The organism is Bacillus sp. FSL K6-1005, assembly GCF_038000225.1.
In the GTDB taxonomy this organism is placed as follows: Bacteria; Bacillota; Bacilli; order Bacillales; family Bacillaceae; genus Bacillus; species Bacillus mojavensis.
In genome coordinates this window covers 3,766,228-3,778,715 of sequence record NZ_JBBOBP010000001.1, presented here as the reverse complement: position 1 = coordinate 3,778,715, position 12,488 = coordinate 3,766,228, and the positions used below count along the sequence as shown (strand labels likewise).

11 protein-coding genes and 1 other annotated feature are annotated in these 12,488 nt (G+C 44.2%); of the genes, 7 read left to right on the top strand and 4 right to left on the bottom strand.

Annotation, left to right across the window (positions count from 1 at the left end; all coding sequences use genetic code 11):
• Positions 1-61: 61 nt before the first annotated feature.
• The 3 genes from NST16_RS19510 (at position 62) to NST16_RS19500 (ending at position 4,718) form a co-directional block, all read left to right on the top strand.
• Positions 62-1,999, top strand: a complete 1,938-nt coding sequence (locus tag NST16_RS19510) for a S8 family peptidase (protein WP_340888141.1) — start codon at positions 62-64, stop codon at positions 1,997-1,999.
• Between the two features lie 445 nt (positions 2,000-2,444).
• Positions 2,445-3,824 (top strand): sucrose-specific PTS transporter subunit IIBC, encoded by a 1,380-nt coding sequence (locus NST16_RS19505; protein WP_010332378.1) that lies wholly within the window; start codon positions 2,445-2,447, stop codon positions 3,822-3,824.
• Positions 3,825-3,875: 51 nt separating this feature from the next.
• Positions 3,876-4,718 carry a PRD domain-containing protein gene (locus tag NST16_RS19500; RefSeq protein ID WP_340888139.1) on the top strand — a complete coding sequence of 281 codons (843 nt, stop codon included), beginning with the start codon at positions 3,876-3,878 and terminating at the stop codon, positions 4,716-4,718.
• A 53-nt stretch (positions 4,719-4,771) separates the two neighbouring features.
• Here NST16_RS19500 and NST16_RS19495 read toward each other — a convergent pair whose 3' ends face one another.
• Both NST16_RS19495 and NST16_RS19490 read right to left on the bottom strand, forming a co-directional pair.
• Positions 4,772-5,632 carry a glycosyltransferase family 8 protein gene (locus NST16_RS19495; RefSeq protein ID WP_010332380.1) on the bottom strand — a complete coding sequence of 287 codons (861 nt, stop codon included), beginning with the start codon at positions 5,630-5,632 and terminating at the stop codon, positions 4,772-4,774.
• A gap of 110 nt (positions 5,633-5,742) precedes the next feature.
• Positions 5,743-6,456, bottom strand: coding sequence for a YwaF family protein (locus NST16_RS19490; RefSeq protein ID WP_229148507.1), 714 nt, complete (start codon positions 6,454-6,456; stop codon positions 5,743-5,745).
• 153 nt (positions 6,457-6,609) lie between these two features.
• On the opposite strand from NST16_RS19490, the gene NST16_RS19485 reads away from it, so the two are divergent.
• The 3 genes from NST16_RS19485 to NST16_RS19475 all read left to right on the top strand — a co-directional run bounded on the left by NST16_RS19485 (position 6,610) and on the right by NST16_RS19475 (position 10,134).
• On the top strand, positions 6,610-7,125 hold the full coding sequence (locus NST16_RS19485) for a MarR family transcriptional regulator (protein ID WP_326226119.1): 516 nt from the start codon (positions 6,610-6,612) through the stop codon (positions 7,123-7,125).
• Positions 7,120-7,332, top strand: a binding site (T-box leader). (Overlaps the previous gene by 6 nt.)
• A gap of 44 nt (positions 7,333-7,376) precedes the next feature.
• Complete coding sequence (gene tyrS / locus NST16_RS19480) at positions 7,377-8,615, top strand: tyrosine--tRNA ligase (protein ID WP_340888135.1); 1,239 nt, start codon at positions 7,377-7,379, stop codon at positions 8,613-8,615.
• 151 nt (positions 8,616-8,766) lie between these two features.
• The gene (locus NST16_RS19475; protein ID WP_340888133.1) at positions 8,767-10,134 is read left to right on the top strand and encodes a M28 family metallopeptidase; all 1,368 of its coding nucleotides are present in this window, start codon (positions 8,767-8,769) and stop codon (positions 10,132-10,134) included.
• A 30-nt stretch (positions 10,135-10,164) separates the two neighbouring features.
• On the opposite strand, the gene ywaC is transcribed toward NST16_RS19475, so the two are convergent.
• On the bottom strand, positions 10,165-10,797 hold the full coding sequence (ywaC, locus tag NST16_RS19470) for a GTP pyrophosphokinase YwaC (protein ID WP_326329008.1): 633 nt from the start codon (positions 10,795-10,797) through the stop codon (positions 10,165-10,167).
• 140 nt (positions 10,798-10,937) lie between these two features.
• The gene (locus tag NST16_RS19465) at positions 10,938-11,873 is read right to left on the bottom strand and encodes a 1,4-dihydroxy-2-naphthoate polyprenyltransferase (protein WP_010332386.1); all 936 of its coding nucleotides are present in this window, start codon (positions 11,871-11,873) and stop codon (positions 10,938-10,940) included.
• Positions 11,874-12,321: 448 nt separating this feature from the next.
• On the opposite strand from NST16_RS19465, the gene NST16_RS19460 reads away from it, so the two are divergent.
• The gene (locus NST16_RS19460; RefSeq protein WP_010332387.1) at positions 12,322-12,471 is read left to right on the top strand and encodes a teichoic acid D-Ala incorporation-associated protein DltX; all 150 of its coding nucleotides are present in this window, start codon (positions 12,322-12,324) and stop codon (positions 12,469-12,471) included.
• Positions 12,472-12,488: the final 17 nt, after the last annotated feature.

Below are 12,488 nucleotides of genomic sequence, written 5' to 3'. Positions count from 1 at the left end.
TATCAAAATCACATTATCCTCCGATATATATATCAAACATCATAGAAAAAGGAGAAGAACTATGAAAAACACGTTTTGCAAACTTGTTGTATCAGCCACTCTGTTTTTCAGTTTTCTCGCCCTAGGGCCCCTTGCACATGCAGAAAACAGCAGCGGGAATGAAATCATTGTGGTCTATAAAAACAAAGACGGCAAGGAAACTGTACTAGACAGTGATGCTGAGGTTGAGCAGCAGTATAAGCATCTTCCGGCGGTAGCGGTCAAAGCAGATCAAAAGACAGTAAAAGAATTCAAACAGGACCCTGATATTTTGTATGTCGAAAACAATGTCACGTTCACCGCAGCGGACAATACAGACCTCAAAATACTGTCAGAGGACGCCGACACCTCTGACAACTTCGAACAATGGAACCTTGAACCGATTCAGGTCAAACAAGCTTGGAAGGAAGGGCTGACAGGAAAAAACGTCAAAATCGCTGTCATCGACAGCGGGATCTCCCCCCACGACGACCTGTCGATTTCCGGCGGGTACTCAGCTGTCAGTTACACCTCTTCTTACAAAGACGATAACGGCCACGGAACGCATGTCGCCGGGATTATCGGCGCTAAGCATAACGGCTACGGAATTGACGGCGTCGCACCGGAAGCACAAATATATGCGGTTAAAGCGCTTGATCAGAACGGCTCGGGAGATCTTCAAGGCCTTCTCAAAGGGATCGACTGGTCGATAGCGAATGGGATGGATATCGTCAATATGAGCCTTGGCACGTCTTCAGACAGCCAGATTCTTCATGACGCCATGGACAAAGCATATGAAAAAGGCGTACTGCTCGTTGCCGCAAGCGGAAATGACGGAAACGGAAAGCCAGTAAATTACCCTGCGGCATACAGCAGTGTCGTTGCAGTGTCAGCGACAGATCAACGCAATCAGCTCGCAGCCTTTTCGACAACAGGAAATGAAGTTGAATTTTCAGCACCGGGAACAGACATCACGAGCACGTATTTACATCAATATTACGCGACGGGAAGCGGCACATCCCAAGCGACACCGCACGCCGCTGCCATGTTTGCTTTATTAAAACAGCGTGATCCTGGTAACACGAACGTGCAGCTTCGCGCCCTCATGCAGAAAAACATCGTTGATCTCGGAATGACGGGGCGCGATCAGCAATTCGGCTATGGCCTGATCCAGTATAAAGCCCAGCAGGCAGATAAAGCGTACGCGGCGGCTGAGCAAGCGGTCAAAAAAGCTGAACAGACAAAGGCACAAGCCGATATTGACAAAGCGAGAAAGCTCGTCAGCCAGCTGCCAGACTCCAACGCAAAAAAAGCTTTGCAAAAAAGACTGGATAAGGTTCAGGCATACAGAAATGTAAAAGACGCGAAGGACAAAGTGGCAAAGGCAGAAAAGTATAAAACCAAGCAAACCGTTGATACAGCACAAGCCGCAATCAACAAACTGCCGAACGGTACGGATAAAAAGAACCTGCAAAAACGCTTAGATCAGGTCAAGCGCTATATCGCATCAAAGCAAGCGAAGGACAAAGTCGCCAAAGCGGAAAAAAGCAAAAAGAAAACAGATATCGAAAGCGCTCAATCGGCAGTCAGCAAGCTTCCGGCAAGCTCAGAAAAAACGTCCCTGCAGAAGCGTCTCAACAAAGTGAAAAGCATCAATGTAAAAACGGCGCAGCAATCAGTCGCCGCAGCAGAAAAGAAATCAACTGACGCAAATGCGGCGAGAGCCCAAAAGGCTGTCAATGAACTTCAGTCCGGAAAAGACAAAACGTCATTGCAAAAACGGTTAGATAAAGTGAAGAAAAAAGTGGCGGCAGCTGAAGCCAAAAAAGTCGAAACGGCCAAAGCCAAAGTGAAAAAAGCGGAAAAAGACAAGACAAAAAAATCAAAAACAGCCGCTCAGTCCGCAGTAAATCAATTAAAAGCATCCCATGAAAAAACAAAGCTGCAAAAACGGCTGAACGCCGTTAAGCCGAAGAAATAATTGAAAAACCTTTAAGGCGTAATGCTCGTCTTAAAGGTTTTTTTCATCTGTTAAGTGGTGTACGCAACCTTTTTCCCATTTGTTTCACAGGCTTTTCATACTATTGCTATCCTGCTGTGAACAGCATAAAATGAACGTTATTACAGATATCAACTGCATAATGCGGGATTGTGACTGGCAAGCAGGCAAGACCCAACGATGCAAAGGGAGTATTAGTGCCTAGAAAAAGAAAGGTATTTTAACTCTTCTTTTCGTGTTGGGCTCGTAACGGCGCCATGGACATTTCTGCTTTATATGTTTCGTAATGCCCCGTCACCCGACGAGGGCATTTTTTATTGCTCTGCATGATTTATAGTTTTTCTCACTTTTTTCATTTTGATTGTCAACTTTTCATTTGATACGATGAACAAGCCGACTTTTCTTCAGCAGAGGAGGTTTTTATTGTTTGCAAAAAGAGATTGCGAAAGAATTATTGCTCCTCGCAGGAGGAAAAAACAACATTAACAGCATCAGCCACTGTACAACTCGTCTTCGTTTTGAAGTAAAGGATGAAACGAAAATCGACATACGTGCTATTGAAAATCTGCAAGGTGTGCAGGGCACCTTTTTCAGATATGGCCTGTTCCAAATTATTTTTGGGGCGGGTGTCGTCAACAAAATTTATAAAGAAGTCGTTTGTGTGTGGGAGGCATCGCCTTCTGAAGAGGCTGTTCAAGAGAAACATGCCAGCCGCAAACTGAACCCCGTCACAACATTTGCTAAAACGCTGTCCGATATTTTCATGCCGATTATCCCGGCGATAACAGCAAACGGGTTGCTCATGGGGCTGATCGGCATGATTCAGGTCTTTCACTGGTTCTCTGCCGACAGCCCGTGGATCAAAATGCTGGATCTCGTATCCAGCACCGCATTTATTCTGCTGCCGATTTTGGTTGGCTTTAGTGCCGCCAGACAATTTGGCAGCAACCCATTTTTAGGGGCATTGATAGGAGGGCTTCTGACTCATCCTGATTTGCTTGATCCATCCATGCTTGGCAGCAAAACCCCCGCTTCCTTGGACATATGGGGGCTGCATATTCCATTGATGGGCTATCAGGGCGCCATTATACCGATTCTTCTCTCCGTTTATATCATGAGCAAAATTGAGAAGCTTTTAAAAACGATTGTGCCCAAGTCACTTGATGTCGTGATCATTCCCTTTATCACTGTGATGGTGACAGGGTGTCTCGCGCTGATTGTGATGAACCCCGCCGCAGTTATTATCGGCCAGGTCATATCGCAATCGATTGAATACATTTATCACCACGCAGGCATTGCTGCCGGAGCACTTTTCGGGGGCATCTATTCCACTATCGTTCTATCAGGCTTGCATCATAGCTTTTATGCGATTGAAGCGACTTTGCTTGCCGACCCTCATGTGGGTGTAAACTTTTTGGTGCCGATATGGTCAATGGCGAATGTGGCGCAAGGCGGAGCGGGACTGGCGGTTTTCTTCAAAACGAAGCAGTCCAGCCTGAAGAAAATCGCGCTCCCCGCTTCCCTTACCGCGTTTTTAGGCATTGTGGAGCCGATTGTGTTCGGGGTAAATGTGAAGCTGATCCGCCCCTTTATCGGAGCCGCTATTGGCGGTGCTCTCGGCGGAGCGTATGTAGTTGGGGCACACGTCGTCTCGAATTCCTACGGACTGACCGGCATCCCGATGATTTCAATCGTGCTGCCATTTGGCGTTGCGAATTTTGTTCATTATATGATCGGTTTTTTGATCGCGGCCGTCTCTGCTTTTATAGCTACATTGTTTCTCGGGTTTAAAGAAGAGACAGAATAACTGGATTTATTCGATTTCATTCATAAAACGGGGGATGAAAGGAAAAAAGCTATGAAAATTAAAAGAATCTTAAATCATAATGCAATCGTCGTAAAGGATCAAAATGAAGAGAAGATTCTCTTGGGTGCAGGAATTGCGTTCGATAAAAGGAAAAATGATATTGTCGATCCGTCTAAAATAGAAAAAACATTCGTCAGAAAAGATACACCTGACTATAAACAATTCGAAGAGATTTTAGAAACGTTGCCGGAAGACCATATTCAAATCTCCGAGCAAATTATTTCCCATGCTGAACAAGAACTGAACATCAAAATCAATGAACGGATTCACGTCGCGTTTTCAGACCACCTCTCATTTGCGATTGAACGCCTGAGCAACGGAATGGTCATCAAAAATCCGCTGCTGAATGAGATCAAAGTTCTTTATCCGAAGGAATTCCAAATCGGCATGTGGGCTAGAGCGCTGATTAAAGAGAAGCTGGGCATTGAGATTCCTGAGGATGAAATCGGCAATATCGCCATGCACATTCACACAGCCAGAAACAACGCCGGCGACATGACACAGACACTTGATATAACAACGATGATCCGTGACATTATCAACATTATTGAAACCCAGCTGTCGATCAACATTGTGGAGGATACCATTTCTTATGAAAGGCTCGTAACCCATTTGCGCTTTGCCATTCAGCATATCAAAGCAGGCGAAACCATTTACGAGCTGGATTCAGAAATGATTACCATCATTAAAGAAAGATTCAAGGATGCTTTCCTATGCGCCAAAAGCATCGGCACTTTTGTAAAAAAGGAATATGGCTTTGAGTTTCCTGAAAAAGAATTGTGCTACATCGCCATGCATATTGAGCGGTTTTATCATCGGTCAGTGGCGCGCTGACAAACAAAAAAAACGCTTTTGATCATCTCAAAAGCGTTTTTTTCATATATAGATTATTGGTTGATGGCCGGGCTCCCGATCGTATTCCACTTCGTATAGGACATGTAATGGAAATACTCATCGCGGTACGGATGCTTTGTATTGGAGTTCCAAGGCTTTTCTCCGCCGCAGAAGTGGACGATTGCCGGGTCTTCTCTCGTTTCATTATATTGCTTCCGTCCTAACAGTGTCGGTGGTGTTTTCAGTTTTAACATGATGTATGTTTGAGCGTTCCAGCGCGGATGAAGCTCATACCACTTATCATATAAGATCGCGTTCAGCGCATCTTGGTCATGTAACACAAGAAAATCTTCAGAACCGTTTTCATTGATAAAGTTGAGAACTTTTTCTGTGATGTTTTGCTTTCTCCAAGGTTCCATATCAATAATCATAATACCTGAGTTAAAATACTTTCCTGTGTCCGTGATATTCATTTCTTTCAAACGTTCATGCTGCCCCGCATCTTCCACAGCAGCAACGGTGTATGGAGAGATGTCCAAGTCCCATAGTTTCGAAATATCCTCAAGGACAAGTGCATCACAGTCGACATATATCATACGTTTGATGCTCTCATCCTTAATTAAGTCAGGAATCGAAATGCGGTAATACGCCGCTTTTGTAATGTGGCTGCTTTCCACCGCATGTTCATACTGGTTGGCATCCACTTCTAAGAACTCAATCGGCACGCCGAACTTCAATGTTGTTTCTTCCAGCCTTTTTTTGTTATCAGGCTCAATTCCTCCATCAATCACATATAGCTTCACTTTTCTATTCTGGTCCATGTTTGTCAATAAAGAAACGAACATCCCACCTAAATGACGAGCATAATTATCATCTGCGCATGATACGATATGCATAAATTCATCTTTCTTCAATGGTATTCATCTCCCTTTGTGTTGTACAAGTTACATTCCCTTTTTCAGAAAATTAAACACCATTCTCCAATATTTTTTCTAATAGAATGTGCTAGACAACAAAAAGGCTATTATTTTTTGAACATGCGATAAAGCCAATAAAGGATGAAAAAGCTCGCGATTGCAATCGCTTCAGCTGAGGCGATATACCATGGCCAAGGCCCGAGAACATCCAAAAGTGAAGAGCCGCCCGGCTTTTTCGTTAAATACATATAATTCGCATTCAGCCAGCGGTCAACCAGATAAATGATCCCTCCGTACAGATTGACAATCAAAACAGTCACCCATAAAGAGCGCTGTCTGAGTCTGTACGCGCCAATTACTGCCATAAGCAAACAGGATAGAAATACGGACCCGTGCGAAATAAAAAAGAGAATATATCGTACATGCGGAAATGAAAACATACCAAGATCTGGGGTCAGAAGCGCCTGAAGCGAGCTTCCTATACCGACAAAATACAAAAACACAAACAGCTTTCTGCTCTTTGTCACCAGCATAATCGCTGATAAATACACAGACAGGTCACTCAACTGAAGAGGCAGAGAAGTTCGCACCGACCACCTGCCCGTGGCGATCATCCATATTTGGTAACCAATTTGTGAAGCAAGCAAAAGAAACACAAATAAATAGCGCAGAAATTGACTGAATGCAGGCTGCTTCACTGACCGGCGGAACAGAAACAATAGGATGGCAAGCACGCCGATCAAGCCTAATGTCACTGCATGCTCTGTCGAAAACAGATGAAACGGATCGTGTCTATACACACCTTGAACATATTTTTGCACAACTGCACCCCTCGTTAGCGGATTTTTCTTTATTGTGGTGTTCTTTTGGCTTTTTTTATTCAACTGAAAAATATAGGCTTGAAGTTCACCATCGTCTCTGCTACAATTCATTTCATAGCTAATGATTCTGATAATTTAAGGCAGGCCTGATAAATGGAACGTTTCAATACACAGCAGCAGCTTCGCAAAGAAGAGCATGACACACTCAGCAAGCTTAGACAAATGCCCGTTGAGTCACTCAACTTGGAAGCCATTTCGATCGCGACAAATCTGTATCGGTCTGCGCAAAGGCTCCGTGTCAAAATGGAGACTGAGGTTCTTTCTTCTTACAAATTATCTTGGACCGCTTTCTCCATTCTTTACGATCTATGGGTATGGGGCAAACTCGAAACGAGAAAAATCGCTGAGCTGTCAGGCATTTCAACAGCTACAGCAAGCAACGTGATCAAAACGCTCGAAAAAAAGGGCTTTTGCTCCAAAAGCATCGATACCAGAGATCGTCGACTTGTTTTTGTCACAATTACTGAAACCGGCAAACAAGCGATCGAAGAACTCTACCCCGAGTTTCACAAAGGGGAAACGGAATTGATTACGGGCATGACAAAAGAGGAGCAGAAAACCCTGACAGGACTGCTTAGAAAAGTAGCGGACAATCTTCATACATCATAAGCTTTGACGGGAATCCAGTAGCGGTTTGTCTCCCTGTTTCAGAGAGCCGGCGGAAGGTGCGAGCCGGCACACAGGCACACGCGAATTACCTCCCCGAGCTTTCTTTGTGAACGTTAGTAGCAAAGGACGGAAAACCGTTATTCGAATGAGCGGAAGACGATGTCTTCAACCAGGGTGGTACCGCGTGCATTGAGCCACGTCCCTTATCGGGATGCGGCTCTTTTTGTGTTTCTAAAAAAGGAGGAAGAACGATGAGAACATTTGATCAGCTCACAGCAGCACAGCAAAAAGAAGTCGAAAGACAGCTTGATTTATATATGACAGGCGCCCAAGATGTCATACCGCCGGAGGAATTAAAGGCTAAGCTTGTCAAATCGATTGCGACAGGCACACCACTAAAAATCAAACTCGGATTAGACCCTTCTGCACCGGATGTTCATCTGGGACATACGGTCGTTTTAAACAAGCTTCGCCAATTTCAAGAAAACGGCCACATTGTGCAGCTCTTGATTGGAGATTTCACAGGAAAAATCGGTGATCCGACAGGCAAGTCCGCGGCCAGAAAACAGCTGACCGATGAAGAAGTCAAGCACAACGCCAAAACATACTTCCAGCAATTCGGGAAAGTGCTTGATCCAGAAAAAGTCGAGCTGCACTACAACTCGAAATGGCTGAAAACATTGCACCTGGAGGATGTCATTGACTTGGCAGGCAAAATAACAGTAGCACGCCTAATGGAACGCGATGACTTTGAAGAACGCATCGCCATGCAAAAACCGATCTCCCTGCATGAGTTCTTTTACCCGTTGATGCAGGGATACGATTCCGTCATTCTGGAAAGCGATATTGAATTAGGCGGAACAGACCAGCATTTCAATGTGCTGATGGGACGGCATTTCCAAGAACGATACAACAAAGAAAAACAAGTCGTCATCCTGATGCCGCTTTTGGAAGGCTTGGACGGTGTTGAGAAAATGTCGAAATCAAAAAACAACTACATCGGCATTGACGACCATCCAAACGACATGTACGGGAAAACGATGTCACTGCCCGACAGCCTGATGAAAAAATACATCCATTTGGCAACGGACCTTGAGCTTGAAGAAAAAAAACAGCTCGTAAAGGACTTAGAAACCGGCGCCGTTCATCCAAGGGATGCCAAAATGCTTTTAGCCAAAACGCTTGTCCGAATGTACCACGGATTGGAAGCCGCTGAAGCAGCCGAACAATCTTTCAAAACAGTCTTTCAGGAAAACAGCCTGCCTGAGGATATTCCGGCTGTGAACTGGAAAGGCGAGAAAACAATAGCGATGATCGATCTGCTCGTCACTCTAGATCTTCTCTCTTCGAAAAGCGAAGCGCGCCGCATGATTCAAAACGGAGGTGTCCGGATTAACGGAGAGAAAATAACAGACATTCACGCCGATGCAGAGATAAAAGAGAATATGATCATCCAGGTCGGCAAACGCAAGTTTTTAAAAATCCAATAATTTGATGTCCTGACGCTTATGAAATCGGCTTTCATAAGCGTTTTTTTGCAGGTATAAAGCACTGTCTTTCAAAAATGCGCTTCAGGTTGCAGGAAAACCCTTTAGCATCCCGAAATATTCCCCATCCAAACATTAGGGGAGGTTCATGTTTATGAAAAAGCTTTTAACTGTAATGACGATGGCCGTTTTAACGGCCGGCACGGTTCTCTTGCCGGCACAGAGTGTCACCCCTGCTGCGCACGCTGTCCAAGTATCAGAAAGCCAGCGGGAGCTTCCATTCAAAGCAAAGCGTGCGTATTCCACCATTTCTCAGCTTAGTGAAACAATTGGCCCCAGAATAGCCGGAACTGCCGCTGAAAAAAAGAGTGCCTTATGGATCGCCTCAACCTTGAGAAAATTAAAGCTTGATGTGAAAGTTCAACGATTCGGCATTCCTGACCAGCTTGAGGGAACGCTGTCTTCAGAAGGACGCGACATTCTTCTCCGGGCGGCATCCGGCTCAGCACCGACTGAGGAAAAAGGGCTGACGGCTCCGCTTTACAATGCAGGCTTAGGCTATCCAAAGGACTTCACCGCTGATGCCAAGGGCAAAATCGCCTTGATTTCAAGAGGAGACCTGACATTTTACGAGAAAGCCAAGAACGCCGAAGACGCCGGGGCGAAGGCTGTCATCATTTATAACAACAAAGAAAGCCTTGTGCCTGTCACCCCAAATCTATCAGGAAATACAGTCAGCATCCCTGTCGTCGGAATTAAGAAAGAAGACGGTGAAACCCTTATCCAGCAAAAAGAAGCAACCTTACAAATAAACGCGCTCTCAAATCAAACCTCCCAGAACATCATCGGTGTCAAAAAACCAAAGAACATCAAAAATCCTGATATTGTGTATGTCACAGCACATTATGACAGTGTTCCTTTCTCACCCGGCGCAAATGATAATGGATCAGGAACCTCTGTCATGCTGGAAATGGCACGCGTCTTGAAAAGCATTCCTTCTGACAAGGAAATCCGCTTTATCGCTTTTGGCGCTGAAGAGCTCGGCCTGCTCGGCTCCTCTCATTATGTAGATCATCTATCAGAAAAAGAGTTGAAACGAAGCGAAGTGAACTTCAACTTAGACATGGTGGGTACAAGCTGGGAGAATGCGTCTGAGCTGTATGTCAACACATTGGATGGACAATCTAACTATGTTTGGGAATCCAGCCACACGGCCGCTGAAAAAATTGGATTCGACAGCCTGTCTCTGACACAAGGAGGCTCATCCGATCACGTGCCGTTCCATGAAGCCGGTATAGATTCCGCTAACTTTATTTGGGGAGATCCGGAAACCGAAGAGGTTGAGCCTTGGTATCATACCCCTGAAGACTCGATCGAGCATATCAGCAAAGAACGCCTTCAGCAGGCCGGCGACCTTGTGACAGCCTCTGTCTATGAAGCTGTGAAAAAAGAGAAAAAACCGAAAGCCAATAAGAAACAAATGAAGGCTAAAGCCTCTGACATTTATGAAGATATGAAATAAAAAAAGACGGCACATCGCTGCCGTCTTTTTTTAATCCACTTCTTTCTTAATCCCCAGCATTTTCTCATCTAAATAATGGGCGATCTCCGCCGCTTCCTTCAGTTCATCGGTTAAATGTTTAGGAACGTCGTTGTTCAATTTATAGTAGATTTTATGCTCCAAGCTCGCCCAGAAATCCATGGCGATGGTGCGGATTTGAATTTCTGCTTTGACGTATTCCACTCTGTTCGTTAAGTTCACAGGCATTTCAATAATCAAATGCAGGCTTCGGTAGCCGTTCGGTTTCGGATACTGAATATAATCCTTTACCTTCACGATCCGCAAATCCTCATGCTGCTTCAGGACGTTCACGACATTATAAATATCAGAAATAAAGGAACAAATGATACGCACACCGGCAATATCGTTGATATGTTCCTTCATTTCCTGTGTCGTAATCTCGCAGCCCTTTCTCATGAGTTTATTTACGATGCTTTCAAAGCTTTTCACACGCGATTTTGTATGCTCAATCGGATTGTGGCCATGAATTAAATTGTATTCCTGACTGATAATCGAAAACTTTGTATCAAGTGCATCAAGTGCGAATTTATAAACCAACAGTTCGTTTTTCCAGTCTTCCATGACAGTTTTTAAATCGTCCATATGTGTTACAGATAAATCCATTTTCGTCATCTCCTTTAACGGATCTTTATCCGCTGTCCATGTACTAGACGTGCCTGCCTGCTGCTAGGTTCTATGAATTTTTTTACAAAATCCTGTCGAATGTAACAAAAAAAGACCGCATGAAAAAGCGGTCTTCTTTCTTACCGGAAATAACTGATCAATAATCCAATTGACAGCAGGAATCCGAAAAATGTATTGGTTTGCGCTGTAGATTTCATCGCCACAATCATATTCATTGGCAATTCTTTTTTGACGAAGCCTTTCACCGCCTGAACTGGTTTAGGTACGCTCAAAAAGACGACAAACAGCCATGGGCTTGCAGCTCCTGTAATGACCAAGCCGACAACCCAAATATACGCCACAGCAAAAGATGCAGCCAACAGAGTGACAGCTCCTTTATGCCCCATCAGGATTGCCAATGTTTTGCGTCCGCCTTTTTTATCCTCTTCGATATCGCGAATGTTGTTCGACAGGTTAATCGCGCCGACAAGAATCGCAATCGGAATCGAAATCAAAATGCTTTGCATATTGATCTTATCTGTCTGAATAAAAAATGAAATCAGCACAAATACCGAACCCATGCAAATGCCTGAGAATAACTCACCGAACGGTGTATATGCAATTGGCAGAGGCCCGCCTGTATACAGGTAACCGATCGCCATTCCCACGAGGCCGATGACAGCCAGCCACCAGCTGCTGCTCATGCAAATATACACACCGAGCAAAATGGCAATGCCGTATGAAGCGAGAGCTAATTGCAGTATCGTTTTGGGCTTCATACCATGTCTGACAATTGCGCCGCCGATTCCGACAGATTCAGCTGTATCTAACCCGCGTTTAAAATCGTAGTATTCATTGAATAAGTTCGTCGCGATCTGGATCCATAAGCAAGAAAACAGCATAGCCAGAAACAGCAGCAAATCAACCTTCACATAAAACATCGCCAAAACTGTTCCTAGAAGCACGGGAACAAACGACGCCGTTAATGTATGCGGGCGCGTTAATTGCCAAAGAATCTGCCCCATACTTTCTTTTTCCGGCGCTGTCTGACCCTCACCCTTATTTGTTTGGTTCATCTTCCTCTTCCTTTCTATTAAAAGGCTTACTTTATTTCAGCCGGCCACTTGATGAAACTTGCGTTTTGCTTCCTTATCTATCATAATGACTTCTCCACCATTTCACAAGATACCTTGAGCGGGCGTTTTCCTTCTTATTATACCCTTTCTGCCCTGATTTCATTAGGGTTCTGCCTGTGCCTTTACAAACAGGAGCGGAAAAATTTTTTTAAATACATTTTCGCTTTTTAAAAGTTAAAAAGTTCTCTTCATTACATTTGATCTTTCCTTTATAATGAATCAGTCAGAGAAGCTTCATTCATACTCTCTCTCTGAGATAAAAATTCACTTCTGAAGGCAGAAGCCGATATATAAATTTGAGGGAGATTAGGGAAAATATGAAACTTTTTGCGCATCCGCTCGTCATATACTCATGTAATTATCGAAAAAACGGGAAGGGAATTTAGATATGCTGCAATTGATGAAACAGCTGTATGAAAAACCCGCTGTCAAGTGGACTTGTCATACAGGCTTTTATTTGTTGATACTGCTTGTTTTGTTTTTTATGTATGGTTTTCACACCGCGAATACCGGTTCTTATATTTATAACGATTTCTAATTGGAGAGAGAATAACA